Consider the following 20,558-nt stretch of genomic DNA (forward strand, 5'->3'; position numbering starts at 1 on the left):
CCCGAACGCGTTCTAGAGTCGGAACATGGTTCAGCAGATCTGGCCGGAGATGATGGAGAGCGCGCGGCAGCAGCTGGCCCTGCACATCGGCCGCACCGCGCTCGGCCTGGTCTCCGAGCGCGGCCTGGGCGGCACCACGATGAGCCAGCTCGCCAAGTCGGCGGGCGTGGCGCGGGCCACCCTGTACAAGTACTTCCCCGACGTCGAGACGGCCGTCGTCTCCTACATCAGCGCCGAGGTGCGCCGTTTCCAGGACGAGCTGGCGGCGCAGCTGGCGCGGGAGAGCGACCCCCGGCGCGCCATCGACCTCTACATCGACCGCCAGGTCGACTACCTCGACGGCGCCGAGCACCGCGACGCCGGACGGCTGGAGTCGGCCGGGCTCTCGCCCGCCGCGCACGCCGACCTCGCCGGCCATCTCGCCTCGATGCGCGGGATGCTGGCGGAGCTGCTGACCGCGGGCGTGGCGGCGGGCGCGCTCCGCCCCGACCTCGACGTCGAGGTGCAGACCACGCTGCTGCTCAATCTCATGAACGGCGCCCGTGCGGCGCTCGCCGGTGAGCAGATCACGTCCGGGCGAGTCAAGGCGGCTGTCAAGGATCTGGTGCACCGCGGTCTCGTCGCGCCGGACACTTTGTCCAGTGACTGACCAAACTGCCTTAAAGGCGGTCACTATGCTATGCCCTGAACAGTTTCTCCGGCGCGAGAGCGGAGGCCGGGTGACAGCAACCGTGCACCCCGGTGCAAATCGCTCAATGCCACACAATCGACGGCCGCCATCGCGAGCGTCACATGCCGGTACCACGCGGTCCAGAGCCTGACCTCATAGTGATCGAGCCCCACCCGCTTCTGCAGGTCCCGGAATGCGCCGATGACCTGGTCGGTGCGGGACGTCAGTCGAATGAGCTCCACCGGGTGCACGTCGCGCGGCTGGAAACAGAGGCAGTAGCGAAGCCGGAAGGGCCCGCCGAGCCCGCGGCGGATGAGCAGCCACCGGCCGAACGCGTCATTTTCCGAATGGAGCTGCGCCCAGGCCCACGATGACGTCGCCGTCCCGGCGCCGGAGGTGAGCCGAAGCCATAGATCATGCGGGACGCGCGCCGCGATCTGCCCGGCCGTGACCTGGACCACCCTGTTCGCCTGCGGCAACGCGACCGGATGCCGCTCCGGGACGCCGAGCACGTACGGGACGCCGAGTTCCTCCAGGCGCTCCCGCAGCGCCCGGTCGGCGCCGTACATCTGGTCCGAAACGACCCCGCTCGCCGGCACCCGGGCCGCGATGGCGCGTTCCAGCATCGTTGTGGCGAGCTGCGCCTTCGGTGCATAGGAAAGGCCCGACGGAACCCGTGCCCGGGCGCGCCGCACATGATTGTCCGCCCATTCCTTCGGCAGGTAGAGCTCGCGATCGATGGGGGCCACGTTCTGACTGCTGTCGGCATAGAGGAGAAAGGCGCCGGTCTGGCTGTTCTCCAGCTTCCGGGTCTCGCTGGAGAACTGCCGGTGCACACCGACGGACTTGTTGCCCTTCTTGATGAAATCGCATTCGGTGGCGATCATCAGGTTATTTCCGTCGTACAGATTCTCCACCATGAGCTGCCGCAGATCGTCCCGGACGAGATTCTCGTCCCAACGCGCGGCGGCGAGTAACCGCTGCATTCCGTCAGGGCGCGCTTCACCGGCTTGCCGGGCAATTTGCCAGCTATTCTTCCGGCCCAGATGACTGAGCAGTCCACGGACATAGCGGTAGGCGCGGGCGCGCGGCTCCGAACGCGAGAACCGGTATTCGATCTGCCGGTGTATGTGGTGCAGCCAGGGTTCGTGAGCCGGGTCGAGCGGCTCATGCCCATCGAGATCGTGCCTGTTCGGAGCCATGATTGTCCCCCTCTTCGGGCGCGGTGGCCGGCCCGGGACGTGCGTAGCGGATATGGGAGCGGGCCACGGCCGCCGTCACTGAATTTTCAACGGTCCACGCCGAGTGGCCATATTTTTGAAATCTAACACCGGCCTGAAGGGCGATCCAGGGCCCGCTATTGACCGAGACCGGCCAGTCGGCGGCGCACTCTCGGCGCCATTTCCGCAGCTACTCGAACGGATGATCACCTAAATGCGTTTATGCGCGATATCAATTGCACTCCGGCATCGGCGGGTGGCGCAGCGTCGATATGGATTCGACTTAAGTTTGCCTAACCTTACCTGCCGCGGTCCTGCTGGGTGCCCGGGGCCGTGCGGTGGGTAACTGCCGTAGCCGCCGCTCGACTGCGGAAGTGGTACACAATGCGCGGCGGGCCATTGGAGCGGCGGATGGGCGAGGTTAGCCTCACCTCATGCATTTCAGCTGGGCATTGGCTTTCCCGAATCTGCTGATCGGGCTGCGTGAGGGCCTGGAGGCCGGCCTCATCGTCTCCATCCTCGTGGCCACCGTGCGGAGGCTCGCACCGGAGCGCTCGCTCACCGGGGTCTGGCTCGGGGTCGCCGCGGCGGCCGCGACCAGCCTGAGCGCGGGCGCCGTCCTGACCTTCGCGGAGGCGTCGCTGCCGGGCACCGCACAGGAGGGCTTCGCCGGCGGGCTCAGCCTCCTCGCCGTCGCCCTGGTCACCTTCATGGTCTTCTGGATGCGGCGGGCCGCCCGCTCCATCAGCGGCGAACTGAAGGAGAAGGTCGGCTCCGCGCTCACCATGGGCGGCCTCGCGCTCACGGTCACCGCGTTCGTCGCGGTCGCCCGCGAGGGCCTGGAGACCGCCCTGTTCATCTGGACCAACACGCAGGCCGCGGGCTCGAACCCTGCCCCGCTGACCGGGGCGGCGATCGGCCTGGCCATCGCCGTCGCCTTGTGCGCCGGCATGTACAAGCGCGTGCTCAAGCTCAACCTGGGCAAAGTCTTCACCTCCACGGGGGCCGTGCTCATCGTCATCGCGGGCGGGGTCCTCGCGTACGGCATCCGGGACCTGCAGGAGGCCGGCCTCGTCCCCGGACGCGACTCCTCGGCCTACGACGTCAGCGCGCACATCTCGGCCGGCGCCTGGTGGATGGAGATCGTCCGCGGATTGACCAACATCACCGTCCAGATGACGTGGGCTCAGGTCATCGCCTACGTGGGCTTCATCGGCGTCGTGATGTCCCTGTTCCTCCGGCGGAGCCGGCCGCCCGCGGCGCGCGAGGCGAGGCCGGCACCGGAGGCCGCCGGCACCGGTGGCGAGGCACGCGGCCGGAACCGCCGGCCGGTCATCGCCGCGGCGGCCGTCACGCTGGTCCCCGCGGTGGTCGCCGGAGCCGTGGTGCTGACCGGACGCAAGTCCGGCGGCGCGCAGCGGATCGAACTCTCGCCGGCCGCGTGCGCCGGCGACTGGACGCCACCCAGCGCAGGCCGTGTCAGGTTCTCCATCTCCAACCCGACCCGCCGGCCGGTGGACATCGAGCTGATCCAGGAGTCCAGCCGGGCGATCGCCGCCGAGATAGAGATGCTCGCGCCGGGCACCACCAGGGACCTTCCCGTCTCGCTGGCGCCGGGCCGCTACGCCTGGCGGTGCGCCTTCGACGGCGGCCGCACAACGGTGTCGGCGGCGGCCGCGGTCACCGGCTCGGGCGGGGGCGGCGAGGTCAGGCTTCCGGTCACCGAGGCGGACATGGCTCCGGTGCTCGCAGGCTACCGCGGCCACGTCGCCGACGGGCTTGGCGAGCTGGACGAACGGGTGGCCGAGCTGCGCTCCGACCTCGCCGACGGTGACCTCGGCGCCGCCCGCTCCGACTGGCTCACCGCCCACCAGGCCTACCACCGGCTGGGCGCCGCCTACGGTGCCTTCGGCGACGCCGGGGACGCGATCGACGGGCTGGCCTCCGGCCTTCCCGGCGGCGTGCGGGACAAGGGCTTCACCGGCTTCCACAAGATCGAATACGGGCTGTGGCACGGCCGGGACGCCGCCGAGACCGAGCGGGCCGCCGCCGCGCTCGCGTCCGCCGTGGCGGGCCTCCGCGACGGGGCCGCCGGGCTGGAGCTCGATCCCGCCGACGTCGCGACCCGCGCGCACGAGATCCTGGAGGACACCCTCCGGTTCGAGCTCACCGGCCAGGACGACTACGGCAGCCATAGCGCGAAGGCCACCGCGACCGCCGACATCGAGGGCGACCGCGCCGTGCTCCGCTTCCTCACCCCGCTGATCGAGGCGCGCGCCCCCGGGCTCACCGCCCGCTGCACCGCCGCGCTCGACGACTTCCAGAACGCGCTCGACACCGTCCTGGACGGGCACCGGCACAAGGCCGTCCAGGAACTGCCGCTCGCCGTCCGGCAGCGTGTGAACGCCAAGGCCGGCCGCGCCGCCGAGACGCTCGCCCCCATTCCCGACCTGCTGGAGATCCAGAGATGAACGCCGGAGTCCCGACCCGTCGCACGTTCCTCGCCGGCACCGGCGCGCTCGGCGCGCTGGCCGCGGCGTCCTGCTCGGCCGCGGGCGCCGCGGAGCCCGGGGCCGCGGCCGCGGTGCCGTTCCACGGCCGGCACCAGGCCGGGATCCTCACCCCGCCGCCGGACAGCGCCGCCTTCGCGGTCTTCGACATCGTGGCGGAACGCCGTGCGGAGCTGACCGGCCTGTTCCGCACCCTCACCGAGCAGGCCCGCTTCATGACCAGCGGCGGGACCCCGCCGGACCTCGGACCCGCCGCGCCGCCGTCCGACTCGGGCATCGTCGGCCCGGTGGTCATGCCCGACGCCCTGACGATCACCGTCGGGCTCGGCGCCTCGTTCTTCGACGACCGGTTCGGCCTCGCCGGCCGCCGGCCGCGGCGGCTGACCCGGATGCCCACGTTCCCCGACGACCACCTCGACCCGGCGCAGTGCCACGGCGACCTGCTCCTGCAGATCTGCTCCGCGCACCCCGACACCACGGCGCACGCGCTGCGCATCATCGCCAAGCACACGCGCGGCGCCATGCAGCTGCGGTACCGCATCGACGGCTTCCACGGCCCGGCGCGACCGTCCGGAACGCCCCGCAACCTGCTCGGGTTCAAGGACGGCATCGCCAACCCGCCGGTCGCCGAAGCGGCGACCGGGCGGCGGCTGCTGTGGGCGGGTCCCGGCGAGCCCGCCTGGGCGGCGGGCGGGACCTACCACGTGTTCCGCGTCATCCGGATGTTCGTCGAGTTCTGGGACCGGGTCTCGCTGGCCGAGCAGGAGGCGATGTTCGGCCGGCGCCGGGACACCGGCGCGCCGCTGGACGGCGCGGCCGAGGACGACGAGCCGGACTACGCCAGGGACCCGGACGGGCACGTCATCCCGCTCGACGCGCACATCCGGCTCGCCAACCCGCGGACGCCGCGCACCGACGGCGACCGGATCCTGCGCCGGGGCTACAACTACGACCGCGGGATCGACGTCAACGGCGACCTCGACGCCGGGCTGGTCTTCAGCTGTTTCCAGCGGGATCCGGTCGCGCAGTTCGAGGCGACCCAGCGCCGGCTGGCCGGCGAACCGCTCGTCGACTACATCAGCCCCACCGGCGGCGGGTACTTCTTCGACCTGCCCGGCGTGCGCGACAAGCACGAATGGTACGCGCGGGCGCTGCTCGCCTGACGACCCGCCGGCCGGTCAGCCGGTGTCCCGGAACCGGCCGGCCGGCTCGGCCTGCTGCCGGGTGATATAGCTCGCGACCTGCACCCGGGACGAGCAGTCGAGCTTGCGCATCACCTTGCGCAGGTGATTGATCACCGTCCATTCGGCGATGCCGAGCCGGCGGCCGACCTCCCGGTTGGTCAGCCCCTGCGCGACGAGTGCGGCGACCTGCTGCTCCCGCCGGGTGAGCGGGCCGCTGCGCCGGCTCACCCGGGGCTCGCCCAGGTCGGCGAGCACCGCCTGCGGCGGGCGAGCCTCGTCCCGGGCCCGGACCTTGGCGCAAGCCTCGGCCCCGAGGCGCGCCTCGGCCTCCGCGAGGACGGCCCGGACCGCCGCCGCGCGCGCCGCGGGCCGGACCATGCCGGTGGCGTCGCGCATCCTCTCGGCGGCCGCGACCAGCCGCAGCGACTGCTCCCAGCCCGCGTTGCCGGACGCGGCGCCGGCCCGCATGACGGCCTGCCACTCCATCCGGCAGGCGAGTTCGGTGCGTTCGCCGAGCGCGTGCAGCGAGCGCAGCGCGTCGAGGCCCGCCCGCCGCGCCCTGTCCGTCTCGCCGAGCCGCCACAGCACGGTCGACCGGACGTGCTCGGCCAGCGCCGACTCGCGGAGGTCGCCCGCGCGGGCGGCCGCCGCCGCGGCATCCTCGGCGAGCGACATGGCGCGCTGCAGGTCGTCGAGGTCGCGGACCACCTCGGCCGCCTCGCGCAGCAGCTCCGGGCCCGCCGCCCCCGTCGCGCGGCCCTCGGTGAGGACGCGCTCGGCCCCGGCCAGGTCGCCGCGCAGGTGCAGCAGCGCGCCCAGCCGGCTCAGCACCTCGATCTCCCCCAGCAGGTCGTCCGCGGCACGGTAGATCGCCCGCGCGGCGGCGAGCCTGATCCACGCGCTGCGCTGCACGCCGTCATCGTCCGGCTCCTCGCCGAGCAGGGCCGACAACTCACCGGCCAGCAGCAGCGCACGGGCCTTGCCGGGACCGTCCTGCCCGCCCGCCACGAGCGCCCGCTCGACGCTGACCAGCCCCTCCCGCAGCCGGCCGGCGGCGATCCAGTACCGGCGCAGCGCGACCGCGATCTCGGCGGCCGTGCCGCCCTCGGCGAGGTCGAGGTGGAAGCGGATCGCGGCCCGAAGCTCGGCGTCCTGGCGCGCCAGCCGGCGCAGCCACCGTGCCTGGTCGGGGCCGCTGAGGGCGGGCTCGGCGGTGCGCACGAGCGCACGGAAGTAGGACGCGTGGTCGCGCCGCGCCCGCGCGTGGTCGGCCGAGCCCGCGTAGGAGCCGAGGACGTAGTCGCGCGTCGTGCGCAGCATCGCCAGCCACAGCTCGCCGCCCGACCGCTCGCGGGCGATCAGCAGGTTCCGGTCGATCAGCGACTCGGAGACGTCGTGGATCTCCGCCTGGTCGAGGCCCGACACGGCCCGCGCGTCCGCCAGCGTGAACTCGCCCTCGAACACCGCGAGCCTGGACAGGAGCGCGCCCTCCTTTCCGGTCAGCCCGGCGCAGGCCCAGTCGAGCGCTTCGCGCATGCTCCGGTGCCGGGAGAACGACTGGGCGGTCCCGCTGTCGTGCAGCAGGTCGATCCCCTGGTCGAGCAGCTCCACCAGGGTCGGCGGGCTGACCAGCCGGGTGCGCTTCGCGGCGAACTCGATCGCGAGGGGCAGGCCGTCCAGCATGTCGGACAATTTCAGGACGGCCGTGACATTTTCCGGGGTCAATGAGAACTGCGGCCGGACGGACAGCGCCCGCTGCACGAACAGTTCCACGGCCGGAATCCGCTCCGGGGTCCTTAAGTGCGATTCGGGAACGTCCGATGGCGTGGGAAGCGGCCGGAGCGGAAACACGTTCTCGCCATAGAGCCCCAGCGATTCGACACCGGACATCAGTACCCGGACCTTCGGGCACCGGCTCAGCAATGCCGAGACCAGCGGCGCCACCACGTCCACGACGTGCTCGTAGTGGTCGATCGCCAGGACGAACTCCAGGCCCGCGAGACGTGAGACCGCCAGGCCGGTCTCCTCCTGCGTACCCGCCCCGGCCGTCCCCAGGATCCTGGCGGCCGCGGTCTCCGGCTCGGCCGGCGCGAGGTCGACGAACCGGCCGCCGTCGGCGAGCGCGTCGCTGACCTGCTGGAACAGGGCCATGGTGAACCGGCTCTTGCCGACCCCGACGGTCCCGGTCACGGTGAAGAGCCGCAGCGGGGCGGCCGTGTCGAGCATGCGGTCGCGCAGCGCGCGGAGCTCGGCGTCCCGCCCGACCAGCGGCGTCAGCACCGTTGGAGGCGGTGCGGGCGCGCCGAAATCGGGCATGCGCGAATCATCGTCTGAATCCATGGTGCCCCCGGCGCGCCCGAGAGCACGCCACAACTCATAAAAAGCCGTGTCGAACTGCTAAAAACACCTGATCGACTTATGAGTATCCGGACAAAACTCTACCTTGGCCGCATGGCGCCACCGGCTCCGGCAGGTGAACTGTCCGGGTCCGGCCAGATCTCCTTGCCGTTTCACGAGTTCTCCCGCGTCCTTTCCCGAGTCCGGATGAGGCGCATCAACCGGCGGCCGTGGAGCACCGCCTCGGCGGGGTGCCCGGCCCCGGCCGGCCGCCGGTCCGGCAGCCCGGTCCCGATCGACAGGGACCCGCCGTACCCCTGCTCGGCCAGCAGCGACAGGCATTCGGGAACGCGGCAGATCCCGTCCCCCGGCAGCGTGCGCACCGGGGTCTTCAGGCCGGGGAGGCCGTCGGCTACGCGGACGTGCCCGACCCGCTCGGGGGCCCGCCGGAGGTCGTCGTAGCTGTCGCGGCCGTCGGCGAGCCGGGCCCCGGTGTCGAAGAGCGTCCGGAGCGCCGGGCTGGCGACCTCGTCCAGCAGGTCCGGCACGAGGGTCCCGTCGCCGTCGTGGTCGTACACGAGCGTGAGCCCGGCCTCGGCCGCGCGGAGCGCCAGGATCCGCAACCGGCCGAGCAGCCCGTACCGGTCGAGCGTTCCGTCCCCGGCCCGTGTCCCGGACGGGACGGAGCGGGCGAGCCGGACCCGGTCGGCGCCGAGGACCGCGCATCTGGCCGCCAGGATCCGCAACCGGTCCAGATCTTCGAAGAACGGTCCGCCGTCCGGCCGGTCCCAGCCGGTGAGGCCCGAGTCCACGCACGTCACGCGCACCTCCCGGGCGGCGAGGAGGTCGGCGAGCCGGCGGAAGCCATGGCCCGGCAGATCCGCCAGCGGCAGGCCGCCGGCGCGGTGGAGGTCGATGGCGTCCCATCCCAGCCACTGCGCCGCGGCGAGCTGGCGTGTGACCGCGGGATCCGCCCGGTCCCCGCCGACCGAGCAGCGGAACCCTAGACCGTCCGGCTGTTCCCGACCCATCGCCGCCCCCTTCTCGCGCACCGCTCCTGCGTCCGGAATACCACCGCGGCCGCCCCCGGCGACCTGGCATCTTGCTGCCTGCCCCGGCAATCGGCTGATCATTGTCACGGATTTCGGACGGCCATGGCAGGGTCCTGTCATGTCTTTTCTCGACAACCTGTGGAGAAAATCTGTTGTTCTCGACACTGAGTTGATAAGAAGGGGCTCCACGAAGCCCCGCGCCCTCCGAGGAAGACGAAACCGATGTGGCACTCACTCGTTCACGCCGTCGCGGCGACCCGTCGCCGCGCCCTCGTCACCGTCTGCGCAGCGGTACTGCTGGCGATCGTGGTCCCCCAGCTCGCACCGAAACTCTCCGCCGTGCAGGACGATCGCGAGGCCAACGATCCGCCGGCCGCCGCCGAGTCCGTCCACGCCCGCGACCTGCTACGGCGCGCCTTCCCCGACGAGCGGGGCACCCCCGCGGTCATCGTGGTGCGCGACGCGCACGGCCTGACGGCGGCGGACATGGCCGAGGTCGGGCGGATCGGCACCGCCCTGTCCGGGCCGAACCGTCCCGCCGAGGTGGCGGGCGCGGTGTCGGCGGTCACCGACCCGGCCCAGCGCACCGCGCTGACGTCCGCGGACGGCACGACCACCATGATCATGGTCGCGATGAAGGCGGCCCGCGGCGACGAGGCGTTCCAGCAGGGCATCGACCAGGTCCGCGATCTGACCGGCGGCAGGCGCGGCGACCTGCGGATCAAGGTCACCGGCCCGGCGGCCATCGCCCGGGACACCAACAAGGTCTTCGCCAGCGCCAACGTCGTGCTGTTCCTGGCGACCCTGGCGCTGGTCCTCGTGCTGCTCCTGGTCATCTACCGGTCGCCGCTGCTGGCCGCGGTCTCGCTGGTCGCGGTGGGGGTGGCGCTGCAGCTCACACAGGCCATCGGCGCCGCGCTGGTGAAGGCCGGGCTGTTCCAGGTCACCTCCGAGACACCGTCGATCATGACGGTGGTCCTCTTCGGCATCGGCACCGACTACTGCCTGTTCGTGATCAGCAGGTACCGGGAGGAACTGGCCGCCGACCCCGACCGGCAGGCGGCCATGGGACGGGCGATGGCCGGGGTCGGCGAGGCCATCGCGTCCAGCGCCACCACGATCGTGCTCGCGCTGCTCGCCCTGCTGCTGGCCACGCTGCCCGCGCTGCGCGGCTTCGGGCCGCTGCTGGCGCTCTCGGTCGCGCTGATGTTCGCCGTCACCGTCCTGCTCGTGCCCGCCCTGCTCATCCTGCTCGGCGGGGCGGCCTTCTGGCCCGGGAAGCCTCCTGCCGGGCACGGCTTCACCGGCGGGTTCGGGCTCGGCCACGCGCTCTTCGACCGCATCGCCGCGCTCGTGATCCGCCGTCCGGCGGGCGCGGCGCTGATCGTCCTGGCGCTGGTCGGTACCCTGTCGGCGGGCCTCGCCGGGTACAAGGAAAGCTACAACTGGATCGCGGGCTTCCGGGTCGGCACCGACTCCCAGCAGGGGCAGCGGATGCTCCAGGAGGCCTTCCCGGCCGGGCGGCTCGCGCCCACCACCGTCCTCGTCCGCGCGGAGGGCGGCCGGGTCGACGCCCAGGCCCGGGCCATCGACGCCGTCGCCTCGGCGGTGGCGGGCGTCCCGGGCGTGCGGGAGGTCTCCGGCCCCACCCGGCCCGGTGGCAGCCCGTCCGGCCCGGAGATCACCCCGGCCGGGCGGCCGTTCGTCTCCCCGTCCGGGCAGGTGGCACGGCTCACCGTGGTGTACGCGGACGACCCCTACGGCGCCGCCGCCCTGGACCGGACCGACCGGGTGCGCGACACGGCGCGGGCCGCCGCGCGGGGCGCGCCCGTCCAGGTCCTGGTGGGCGGGGAGACGGCGATCACGCACGACATCAGGGCCGCGAGCAACCGCGACCTGCTGCTGATCGCGCCGGTGACCCTGCTGCTGATCCTGCTCGTCCTCGGGCTGCTGTTCCGCTCGCTGCTCGCCCCGCTCTACCTGGTGGCGACGATCGTGGCGACGGTCTTCGCGGCGCTGGGCCTGACCTCCATCGTGATGCTGACGCTCGGGCACCAGGACGGCATGGGCGAGCTGGTCACCACCTACACCTTCGTGCTACTGGTCGCGCTGGGCGTCGACTACAACATCTTCCTCGCCACCCGGCTGCGCGAGGAGATCCGGGCCCGCGGGGTCGAGGACGGCATCCGGCGGGCGGTCGGCCGGACCGGCGGGGTGATCAGCGCGGCCGGCGTGATCCTGGCCGGCACCTTCACCATCCTGATGTCGCAGCCGACCGACGGCCTGCTGCAGTTCGGCTTCGCCGTCAGCCTGGGCATCCTGCTGGACACGTTCCTGATCCGCGCCGTCCTGGTGCCCGCGACCGTGCGGCTGCTCGGCGAGCGCGCCTGGTGGCCGGCGAGGCTCGCCCCCGCGCCGGACGCGGCCGGGCCGGTACGGGACGGCACCCCGGCCCGGCGCGGCTGAGCCGGGGTGCGGCCGATCCCCGCCGAGGGTGCGGACTTGTCTGTGCCCCCGCAGGCTCCGCGCCCTCGGCGGCCCTTCCGGCGGGAGCCGGCGGACATAGCATGGTCAGATGCCGAAGATAAGTGCCCCGTCCCTTGCCGAGCACCGCGCGAGGCAGCGCGCGGCGCTCATCAGCGCGGCGCGGGACCTGCTGCTGGAAGGCGGCTACCAGGCACTCAGCTTCGGGGCCGTGGCCGAGCGCGCCGAGCTGGCCCGGCCGAGCGTGTACTGGTACTTCAAGTCGAAGGACGACATCATCGCGGCGATCTGCGAGGAGTCGCTGCCCGCCTTCCTCGCGCGCGTGCACGAGGCCATGTCGCACGCCGAGACCCCGCGCGACCGGCTGGCCGCCTACGTCCGCAGCCAGCTCGAGGCCGTCGCCGACGGTGAGCACCGGCTCGGGCAGATCGTCGCCCTGGTGCCGCTGGAGCCCGAGGTGCGCGAGCGGATCGCGGTGCTGCACGAGGGCCTGGCCGCGGAGATCACCGATGCGGTCGACGCGCTCGGCACGGTGCCGGGGCATCTCGGCGCCGCGCTCGCGCAGGGCGTGGTGGAGGCCGGCGTACAGCGCATCGAGGCCGGCGTCGACCCCGAACTCGTGATCGAGAGTGCGATGCGCATGGTCCTGTCCGGGCTGGTCGCCGGCTGACCGCCCGGTGACGCTCCCTACAACCGCGCTTCGCCGGCGACATCCCGACGCCGCGTCGGTAACGTCCGCCCCCGGCGACGCATCGAAACGTGAGGAGCACGGTGTGCACGGGGTGAGATCACGCGCGGTCCTGTCAGTGGTGAGCCTGGTCCTAGCGGGGGTGTCGGTCGCCTATCCGGCGTCGGCGGCGTCCTGCAGGATCACCTTCCGAGACGAGTCCTGGCGCTTCGGCGCCTTCACCAAGCCGGACGGCACGTCCACCAACGACGTCAGCCTCGTCGACGTCGACGGCGACGGGCACCTGGACGTGTTCGTGAGCGAGGGCACGGCCACGTTCGAGGGCAGGCAGAGCCATCTGCTGATGAACGACGGGCACGGCCGCTTCCGGGACGAGACCACGCGCCGGCTGCCCGCGATCTCCATCAACAGCGGCAAGGTCGCGTGGGGCGACATCGACGGCACCGGCCGCCTGAGCGCGCTCGTGTCGGGCTCCGGGGACCGGCCCGGGCAGCTCCTCCTGAACGATGGGCACGGCTACTTCCGCGACGCCACCGACCGGCTGCCCGCGGAACCGCAGACGGTGAGCGCCAACGTCACGCTGGTGGACATCGACGGGAACCGCACGCTGGACGCGCTCGTCTCCAACGAGAACCCGTTCGACCCGAGCGACGACCACGGCGCCCAGAACTGGCTGTGGATCAACGACGGGCACGGCCGCTTCACCGACGAGACCGCCACCCGGTTACCGCAGCGGCTGGACCAGACCACGGCCGTCCGGGCCGGAAGGTTCACCGGCCACCGCCTCCCCGACCTGGTCGTCATCAACCGGGGGCAGAAACGCGTCCTCGTCAACGACGGGCACGGCCGCTTCACCGACGAGACGGCGGAGCGCTTCCCCGTCACCACCGACCCGAGCCGGGACGGGGCGCTCCACGACTTCCGCGGCGCCGGCGTCCTCGACCTCCTGGTCTCCAACAGCCAGAACGCCCCGATGACCTACTACCGCAACGACGGCCGCGGGCACTTCACCGCGGTCCCCGTCGGCATCCCGCAACTGAAGGACGAGGTCGACTCGGCCATCGCGCTCGGCGACCTGAACCGCGACGGCCACATCGACGTGTTCCAGACCAACGCCGGGCCGCGCAGCAACGGCTCGCACACCTTCCAGGGCGGTCCCAGCCGGTTCTTCGCCGGCGACGGGCACGGGCACTTCGCCGACCGGACGGCGGACCACTTCCCGCCGATGCCCGACGACCCGTCCATCTCGGTGGCGCTCGGCGACATCAACGGCGACGGCGTCCAGGACGTCCTGCTCGGCAACGGCAGCGACGACACCATCACGGGCGAGGTACCGCTGCGCCTCTACATGAGCCACCGCACGCGCCGCTGACGTGATCCCGCTCCCAGAGCAGCCGGACATCGACGTGACGGTGCCCAACGTGGCCCGCATGTACGACTACGCCCTCGGCGGCAAGGAGAACTTCCCCGCCGACCGGATCGCCGCCGAGCGGGCCATGGCCATGGTCCCGGACGCCCGCGCCGCCTTCTTCGCCAACCGGTCGTTCCTGCGCCGGAGCGTGGCGTACCTCCTGGACCGCGGCGTCCGGCAGTTCCTGGACATCGGGACGGGGCTGCCGACGCAGGGCAACGTCCACGAGTTGGTGCCGCCCGACGCCCAGGTCGTCTATGTCGACTACGACCCCGTAGTCGTCAGCCACGCGAGCATGCTCCTCGCCGGCGTCGGGAACGCCGTCACGCTGGCGGGCGACCTGCGCCGGCCCGACGAGATCCTCGCCGCCGCGCCGCTGGACTTCCGGCGCCCGGTCGGCGTCCTGCTCGTCGCGGTGCTCCATTTCCTCCCGGACGGGGAGCGGCCGTTCGCGCACGTGGCCCGGCTGCGGGAGGCCATGGCACCCGGCAGCCACCTGGTGCTCTCGCACGGCACCACCGGCGACCGGGCGGCGCGGATGAACCAGGTCGCCAAGGTGTACGACTCGGCGACGGCGCCGCTGGTGCTGCGCGGCGCCGCTGAGCTGATGCCGTTCTTCGCGGGGCTGGAGCTGCTCGATCCGGGGCTGGTGCCGGTCACCGACTGGCGTCCGGACGCGGCCGAGCGCCCGGTCTCGATCATTCTCGCCGGAGTCGGCCGCAAGGACTGAGCCGCCACCCGCCTCAGTCCACTCCGGCCGCGCTGTGCGGCTGGGCGGCGAGGCCGTGGAAGCGGCCCATGTGCCGGACCAGCGGGGAATCGTCCCCGCCCAGCTCCGTCCCGACCACCAGCCCGACCACGTGCAGGTGGTCGCCGAGCCGCCGCACCTGCCGCCGCCGGCAGGTGAGGCGTGCGATGTCCCCGGCCAGGAAGGGCAGGCCGAGGTCGCCGCGGTGCCACTCGGTCGGCGTCGCGAACCGTGCCGCACCGCGCTGGGCGAAGCGGTGGGCCAGGTCCTCCTGCCCCGCCGCGAGGATGTTGATCCCGAAGTGGCGGTGCCGCCGCAGCCCGGCCCAGCTCGCCGAGCCGGTGCGCACGCAGAACGAGACCAGCGGCGGCTCCAGGCTGACCGAGGTGAACGAGGTGGCGGTGAAGCCGACCGGGGCGTCCGGCGCGCCGCCCGTCACGATCACCACCCCGCTGGCGTGCCGGCGCAGCGCCGACCGGAAGGTGTCGGCCCGGACGCCGGCGAGGTCGCGCTCACCGGCGCTCACCGGTCGCCCGCCCAGTCGCGCGGCTGGAGGAACGACGACAGCCGTTCCTCGGCCGAGCCCGGCTCCGGCACGACCCCGCGCGACCAGCGCACGACCGGAGGCAGCGAGGCGAGCACGTTGTCGGCGTCGACGCCGGTATTGAGCCCGAACGTCGTCCCGATGTCGTACACCAGGTTGAACTCGACGTACCGGCCGCGCCGGGCGAGCTGCCAGTTCCGCTGCGCGTCCCCGTACGGCGTGCCCATCCGGCGCCGGACGATCGGAAGGTACGCCTCGGAGATCGCTGTGAGCGCCCCGCCCGTGAACGCGGCGAGCGCCGTGCGGTCCGCGCCCGAACCCGTCAGGTGGTCGAAGAAGACGCCGCCGACGCCGCGCATCTCGCCGCGGTGCTTGACGTAGAAGTACTCGTCGCAGTTCTTCTTCCATTCCTGGTACGCGCCGATCTCGTGTTCGTCGCAGCACCGCTTGATCGCTTTGTGGAAGGACTCCGCGTCCGTTTCGAAACCGTAGGACGGTGTCATGTCCATCCCGCCGCCCAGCCACCATTCGCCGTCCGCGTCGCTCACCTCGAAATACCGGAAGTTGGCGTGGAAAGACGGCACATAGGGATTCACCGCGTGCAGGACCATGGAGATGGACGCCGCCGAGTACTCCCGGCCCGCCAGCTCCGGGCCGGGCGCGGCCACCGGGTGCAGGTCGCGGCTGCGCAGCACCGAGACGTTGACCGCCGCGCGCTCGAACACGCCGCCGTCCTCCAGCGTCCGGGCCTCGCCATGGCCGAGCCCCGGCGATCGCCAGGGATGCCGGGCGAACCGGCCGCCCGGGTCCAGGTCCTCGAACTCCGCGACGAGGCGCCGCTGGTGCCCGGTCATGAGCTCGGCGAACCGATCGACAGCCGACACGGAGGACCTCCGGAGTTCAGTTGGGTTGGGTGAAGCCGGCGACGGTGTCGACGACGGCGGCGACGGCGTCGACCGGGGTCCGCGGCAGGATGCTGTGCCCGAGGTTGAAGATGTGCGGGCCGCCCGCGCCGTCCCGCAGCACGCGCAGCGTCTTGGCACGGGCCTGGCCGGCCCCGCCGAGCAGCGCCGCCGGATCGAGGTTGCCCTGCAGGGTCTTGCCGCCGAGCAGGGCCCGGCTGCGGCCGAGCGGCATCCGCCAGTCCACGCTCACCACCTCGGCGGGCAGCGTCGCGATCGACGGGTAGAGATGCGCCGCGCAGGTCGCCAGGTAGACGCGCGGCACCTCCAGCTCGCCGAGCGCGGCCAGCAGCCGGTTCAGGTAGGGCAGCCCGAACTCGGTGTACGCCTGCTGTTCGAGGATGCCCGCCCAGCTGTCGTAGATCTGGATCACGTCGGCGCCCGCGGCCACCTGCTCGCACACCTGGCGCAGCGCCACCTCGGTGAGCAGTTCCAGCAGCCGGTGCGCGAGGCCGGGCTCGGCGTGCAGCCAGCCGCGGAAGTCGGCCTGCTCGCCGCGCGCGTACCCCTGGACGAGGTAGGTGGCGAGGGTGAGCGGCCCGCCGCAGAACCCGATGATGGGCAGCGCCGTCCGGTCGCGGACCATCCGGAGCGCGGCGACGGCGGCCGGGGTGATCTCCTCCGGTTCCGGCAGCCGCAGCCGGCCGATCGCCGCCGCGGTGCGCACCGGGTCCTGGATGATCGGCCCGGGGGTGAACTCGACGGGCACGCCCATCGCGGTGACCGGGGACATGATGTCGGCGAACAGCAGCGCCGCGTCCAGCGGGAACCGGGCGAGCGGCTGCAGGGTCGCCGTCGCGGTCAGCTCCGGATCCTCCAGCATGGCCTTCAGGCCGTGCCGCTCGCGCAGCTCGCGGTGCTCGGGCAGGTACTGGCCGGCCTGGCGCATCAGCCACACCGGCGGCCGCGACGTGCGGATCCCGCGGACCGCGCGGAGGAGCAGTGCGGCGTCCGGCGCCACCGGCGCGGTCCCGGGCCGGGTCAGTTCGCTGGTCATCGCAGCGTCGCCGTCGGCTCGGTGGTGTCGTAGCCGCCGGCCACCGAGTGGACGACGGTGCGGCACAGCGCGTTGTCGCAGCCCAGGCACTGGACGGGGTACTGGGCGCTCGCCGCTTCGCCCGACTTCAGGTGCCCGGCGACGATTTCGGCGAGGGCGGTGACGAAGGCGGGCCGCACGTTCGGCGCCGGCGCCCGCCGGATCTCGCGGATACCAGCCGCTTCGGCCCGCCGGAAGAGGTCGACGTCGATCTCGTACAGGGTCTCGATGTGGTCGGACGTGAACGCGACGCAGACGACCAGGACCTTGGTGACGCCCTGTCCGGCGAGCTTCTCGACCGCCGCGATCGTGCTCGGGCCGAGCCACGGCACCGGGCCGACCTTCGACTGGAACGACACCCGGTACGCGTTCGGCACGTCGAGCTCGTCCATGATCGCGTCCACCGACGCGTGGATCTCGTGCGGGTACGGGTCGCCCTTGTTGATCACCTTCATCGGCATGGAGTGCGCGCTGAACAGCAGCAGGACCCGGTCCCGATCGCCGGCGTCGAAGTCGGCCAGGCCGGCCCGGACCGTCTCGGCCATCGAGGCGACGTAGGCCGGGTGCCGGTACCAGCGGTCGAGGACGCTCCAGGTGAAGGCGGAGTGCAGCCCGGTCCGCTCGACCCCGCGCCACAGCTCGTTCAGGCTGGATCCGGAGGTCGTGCAGGAGAACTGCGGAAACTGCGGCATCGCGACGGCGCGGCGGACGCCGTCCGCCTTCATCCGTCGCAGGGTCGCGTCGGTGGACGGGTCCGAATAGCGCAAGGCGAGATAGTGCCGGTGCGGTGCGGTCGCAGGCGACAGGTCGTCCAGTGCCCGCACCATGGCCTCGCCCTGCCGCTCCAGCCAGCCCTTCAGCCGGGGCCCGCCGACCTCCGCGTGCTGCCGGCGCGCGCCGGGCGCGGACATGCGCGCCATCAGCGGGGACAGCCGCTTCTGCATCGGGAGCTGCATCAGCTCCCGGTCCATCAGCAGGGCGGAGAAGTAGCGCCGCACGTCGTCGAGATCGTTCGGTTCTCCCATGCTCAGCATGACCACCGCGGTGGGATCCGCCATTTTCTGCACCCCTCCCTGAGCGATTGCCGAAAGGTTAGCCTCGCGTTCGCCACGGCGGCCATGAACAAGTGCAGTAATGGCCCTGATCTCGATAAGTGCGTTAAAGGAGTGCGGCCCGTCCACGACCATTGACCGCGTCCCCGGGGCATCGCATAGTTTCGCCCGGACAGCCCGACATTCGTACTCCGGCCGCAATTTCGTGCGGGTGGATCGCGGGGGATACGGCGGACCGACGAGAGGCCGGTGGCCATGGGTACCGAAGTCATCGACGTGCTGGTGGTGGGGGGCGGGCCGGCCGGGCTCACGCTGGCCCGCGCCCTCACCGCCGGCCACCCCGGGCTGTCGGTCACGGTGCTGGAGGGTGCCGGCCGGGTCGGCGGCAAGGCCCGTACCGAGATCCGGGACGGCTACACCTTCGAGCACGGCCCGAGCGACTACACCCGCAACCCGGAGATGGTCCGGCTCATCGAGGACTCCGGGCTGGGCGACCGGGTCGAGGTGGCGCCGCTGCGCTCGCTCACCCGGATGGCGATCGTCCGCGACGGCCGGCTCCTGCCCACCCCGCGCTCGCCGCTCGGCGCGCTGACGACGCCGCTGCTCTCCCCGGCCGCGAAGGCCCGGATGCTGCTGGAGCCGCTGTTCGCCCGGCGTCCGGGACCCGAGGGCGACGAGAGCGTGCACGACATGGCCGCCCGGCACTTCGGCGCCGAGGTCGCCGACCGGGTCGTCCGGAACATGCTGCTCGGCACCGCGGCCTGCGACGCGCGCACCACGAGCGTCCGCGCACTGGCGCCGGCGCTGTGGGACTTCGAACGGGACGCCGGGCGCGCCGGGCTGCTGGCCCACGCCGTGCGGTCGGCGCTGCGGCGGCGTGGCGGGGACCGGATGCGCGCCCCGGACGTGATGCACCTCGTCCCCGGCGGTGTGGCGGCGCTCTGGGAGCGGCTCGCCACGGACCTGGACGGACGGGTCGTCACCGGCGCGCCCGCCGTGTCCCTGGAGGTCGACGAGGACCGGCGGTACGCCGTGACGGTGACGGACGGCACCCGGTACGTGGCGCGGACGGTCGTCCTGGCGGTCCCGGCGTACACGGCGGCCGCCCTGGTCGCCGGGATGGCGCCGCGCGCCGCCGAGATCCTGCGCGGGATCACCTACAGCGGGCTGCGGGTCTTCGGGCTCGGCTACCGGGACGACGAGCTCGCGCGCTTCCCGGACGGCATCGGCTTCCTCGTCCCCCGCGGCGAGGGCGCCCGGATGTTCGCGGTGGCCGCCGTCTCCCGGATCGTCGCCGCGCACGCGCCGGACGGCCACGTCCTGCTCCGCGTCTTCATGGGGGGCAGCGAGGACCCGGGCGTCTTCGACCTCACCCGCGACGAGGCGGTGGAGGAGATCCGCCGGGACCTGCGCAGGTTCACCGGCATGACCGCCGAGCCGGGCTTCGTCGCCGAGGCGTCCGACCGGCGCGCGATCCCGCGGTACGAGGTGGGGCACGCGGCGCGGCTGGAGCAGGCCGAGGCGGCACTGCTGGAGTACCCGGGGCTGTTCCTCGCGGGCAACTCCTACCGCTCGCTCGGGCTGACCGCCACGGTGCTGCGCGCCGCGCGGCTCGCGCCGGTCGTGGCGGAACGGGCCCGCCGGGCGGCGCGGAGCGAACGCCGTCCGGGGCCGCGCGGCCCGGCGCGGTCGCGGCGCGGCCCTTCGGGAACACAGCACGGTCCATCGGAAACGAGGTCGGAATGAAAGATCCCATCCTGGTCGTCGGAGCGACCAGCAGGAACGGCTCGGCGCTGCTGCACCGGCTCGCCGCCCGGAACGTCGCGGCCCGGGCGGCGAGCCGCCGTCCGGAGGCCGTGGACGCACCGGCCGGCGACATCGCGCCCTTCGACCTGCACGCGCCGGAGACGTTCCCCGGCGCCGTCGAGGGCGTGGAGCGCATGTACCTGATCGTCCCGGAGCGGCTGCGCGACATGGCGCGGCTCACCGGCCGGTTCCTGGAGTACGCCGCCGAGGCCGGGGTGCGGCGCGTGGTGTACCTGTCCGGGCTCGGCATGGACGAGCTGGAGAAGGCGCCGCCCCGGCAGGTGGAGGACCTGGTGCGGACGGCGTTCCCGGAATGGGCCCTGCTCCGTCCCAACTGGTTCATGCAGAACTTCAGCCACGGCCGGTTCCGCGAGGACATCGTCCGGCACGACCGCATCGTCGCGCCGGTGGCCGACAGCAGGATCAGCTTCATCGACGTGGCGGACATCGCCGCGTGCGCCGAGGCGGCGCTGACCGCCGACCGGCCGGCCAACGCCGCGCTGCCCCTCACCGGCGCGGAGGCGCTGACGTTCGGCCAGGTGGCCGAGCACATCGGCGCGGCCGCCGGGCGCCGGATCGGCTACGAACCGGTGGACGTGGACGACCCGGACCTGCTGGCCAAGATGGGGATTCCGGCGGGCGGCGCCAGTGAGGCCATGGTCCGCCTCCTCTACGGGCGGGTGCTGAGCGGCAAGGAGGCGCCGGTGCACGACACGTTCACCGCGCTGACCGGCGCCGCCCCGTCGACGTTCGCCGACTTCGCGGCCCGCAACGCCGAACGATGGTCGACGGAGAACGGCGCCGGCCGGTAGGGGACGGGGAGACGGGCGAGAGCGGCGGGCGTCACCCCGCCG

At 72.8% G+C, this 20,558-nt stretch carries 16 protein-coding genes; 9 read left to right on the forward strand and 7 right to left on the reverse strand.

Features of this window, described 5'->3' with window-relative positions; genetic code table 11:
- Positions 1 to 25 precede the first annotated feature (25 nt).
- The gene (locus tag E1293_RS04470; protein WP_132194078.1) at positions 26 to 649 is read left to right on the forward strand and encodes a TetR/AcrR family transcriptional regulator; all 624 of its coding nucleotides are present in this window, start codon (positions 26 to 28) and stop codon (positions 647 to 649) included.
- A gap of 23 nt (positions 650 to 672) precedes the next feature.
- Here the strand turns inward: E1293_RS04470 and E1293_RS04475 are convergent, their stop codons facing one another.
- Complete coding sequence (locus E1293_RS04475; protein ID WP_132194080.1) at positions 673 to 1,872, reverse strand: IS701 family transposase; 1,200 nt, start codon at positions 1,870 to 1,872, stop codon at positions 673 to 675.
- A gap of 452 nt (positions 1,873 to 2,324) precedes the next feature.
- On the opposite strand from E1293_RS04475, the gene efeU reads away from it, so the two are divergent.
- A complete protein-coding gene (efeU, locus tag E1293_RS04480; protein ID WP_132194082.1) occupies positions 2,325 to 4,361 on the forward strand; it encodes an iron uptake transporter permease EfeU in 2,037 nt (678 codons plus the stop codon).
- Positions 4,358 to 5,563 (forward strand): iron uptake transporter deferrochelatase/peroxidase subunit, encoded by a 1,206-nt coding sequence (gene efeB / locus E1293_RS04485; protein WP_132194084.1) that lies wholly within the window; start codon positions 4,358 to 4,360, stop codon positions 5,561 to 5,563. Before efeU ends, efeB begins: the two co-directional genes overlap by 4 nt.
- 15 nt (positions 5,564 to 5,578) lie before the next feature.
- On the opposite strand, the gene E1293_RS04490 is transcribed toward efeB, so the two are convergent.
- Both E1293_RS04490 and E1293_RS04495 read right to left on the reverse strand, forming a co-directional pair.
- Positions 5,579 to 7,900, reverse strand: coding sequence for an ATP-binding protein (locus E1293_RS04490; RefSeq protein WP_132194086.1), 2,322 nt, complete (start codon positions 7,898 to 7,900; stop codon positions 5,579 to 5,581).
- Positions 7,901 to 8,094: 194 nt separating this feature from the next.
- Complete coding sequence (locus tag E1293_RS04495) at positions 8,095 to 8,952, reverse strand: sugar phosphate isomerase/epimerase family protein (RefSeq protein ID WP_165978071.1); 858 nt, start codon at positions 8,950 to 8,952, stop codon at positions 8,095 to 8,097.
- 243 nt (positions 8,953 to 9,195) lie between these two features.
- On the opposite strand from E1293_RS04495, the gene E1293_RS04500 reads away from it, so the two are divergent.
- The 4 genes from E1293_RS04500 to E1293_RS04515 all read left to right on the forward strand — a co-directional run bounded on the left by E1293_RS04500 (position 9,196) and on the right by E1293_RS04515 (position 14,286).
- A complete protein-coding gene (locus E1293_RS04500; protein WP_132194090.1) occupies positions 9,196 to 11,439 on the forward strand; it encodes an MMPL family transporter in 2,244 nt (747 codons plus the stop codon).
- A 109-nt stretch (positions 11,440 to 11,548) separates the two neighbouring features.
- Positions 11,549 to 12,127, forward strand: coding sequence for a TetR/AcrR family transcriptional regulator (locus E1293_RS04505; RefSeq protein ID WP_132194092.1), 579 nt, complete (start codon positions 11,549 to 11,551; stop codon positions 12,125 to 12,127).
- Positions 12,128 to 12,239: 112 nt separating this feature from the next.
- Positions 12,240 to 13,517, forward strand: a complete 1,278-nt coding sequence (locus tag E1293_RS04510; protein ID WP_165978072.1) for an FG-GAP repeat domain-containing protein — start codon at positions 12,240 to 12,242, stop codon at positions 13,515 to 13,517.
- Between the two features lies 1 nt (position 13,518).
- The gene (locus E1293_RS04515) at positions 13,519 to 14,286 is read left to right on the forward strand and encodes an SAM-dependent methyltransferase (RefSeq protein WP_243716016.1); all 768 of its coding nucleotides are present in this window, start codon (positions 13,519 to 13,521) and stop codon (positions 14,284 to 14,286) included.
- Positions 14,287 to 14,299: 13 nt separating this feature from the next.
- Here the strand turns inward: E1293_RS04515 and E1293_RS04520 are convergent, their stop codons facing one another.
- The 4 genes from E1293_RS04520 to hemH are packed head-to-tail and all read right to left on the reverse strand — an operon-like array spanning position 14,300 to position 17,904.
- Positions 14,300 to 14,830: a flavin reductase family protein gene (locus E1293_RS04520; protein WP_132194096.1), complete on the reverse strand. Its 531-nt coding sequence runs from the start codon at positions 14,828 to 14,830 to the stop codon at positions 14,300 to 14,302.
- Positions 14,827 to 15,732: an oxygen-dependent coproporphyrinogen oxidase gene (hemF, locus tag E1293_RS04525; RefSeq protein ID WP_207938664.1), complete on the reverse strand. Its 906-nt coding sequence runs from the start codon at positions 15,730 to 15,732 to the stop codon at positions 14,827 to 14,829. Before hemF ends, E1293_RS04520 begins: the two co-directional genes overlap by 4 nt.
- Positions 15,733 to 15,748: 16 nt before the next feature.
- Positions 15,749 to 16,807 carry a uroporphyrinogen decarboxylase gene (gene hemE / locus E1293_RS04530; RefSeq protein ID WP_132194098.1) on the reverse strand — a complete coding sequence of 353 codons (1,059 nt, stop codon included), beginning with the start codon at positions 16,805 to 16,807 and terminating at the stop codon, positions 15,749 to 15,751.
- The gene (gene hemH / locus E1293_RS04535; protein ID WP_132194100.1) at positions 16,804 to 17,904 is read right to left on the reverse strand and encodes a ferrochelatase; all 1,101 of its coding nucleotides are present in this window, start codon (positions 17,902 to 17,904) and stop codon (positions 16,804 to 16,806) included. Before hemH ends, hemE begins: the two co-directional genes overlap by 4 nt.
- Before the next feature lie 249 nt (positions 17,905 to 18,153).
- Between hemH and hemG the strand changes: the two genes are divergently transcribed.
- Positions 18,154 to 19,644, forward strand: coding sequence for a protoporphyrinogen oxidase (gene hemG, locus E1293_RS04540; RefSeq protein WP_132194102.1), 1,491 nt, complete (start codon positions 18,154 to 18,156; stop codon positions 19,642 to 19,644).
- The gene (locus E1293_RS04545) at positions 19,641 to 20,516 is read left to right on the forward strand and encodes an NmrA family NAD(P)-binding protein (protein ID WP_132194104.1); all 876 of its coding nucleotides are present in this window, start codon (positions 19,641 to 19,643) and stop codon (positions 20,514 to 20,516) included. The genes hemG and E1293_RS04545 overlap by 4 nt, the downstream gene beginning before the upstream one ends.
- Positions 20,517 to 20,558 lie beyond the last annotated feature (42 nt).

The organism is Actinomadura darangshiensis (assembly GCF_004349235.1).
In the GTDB taxonomy this organism is placed as follows: Bacteria; Actinomycetota; Actinomycetes; order Streptosporangiales; family Streptosporangiaceae; genus Spirillospora; species Spirillospora darangshiensis.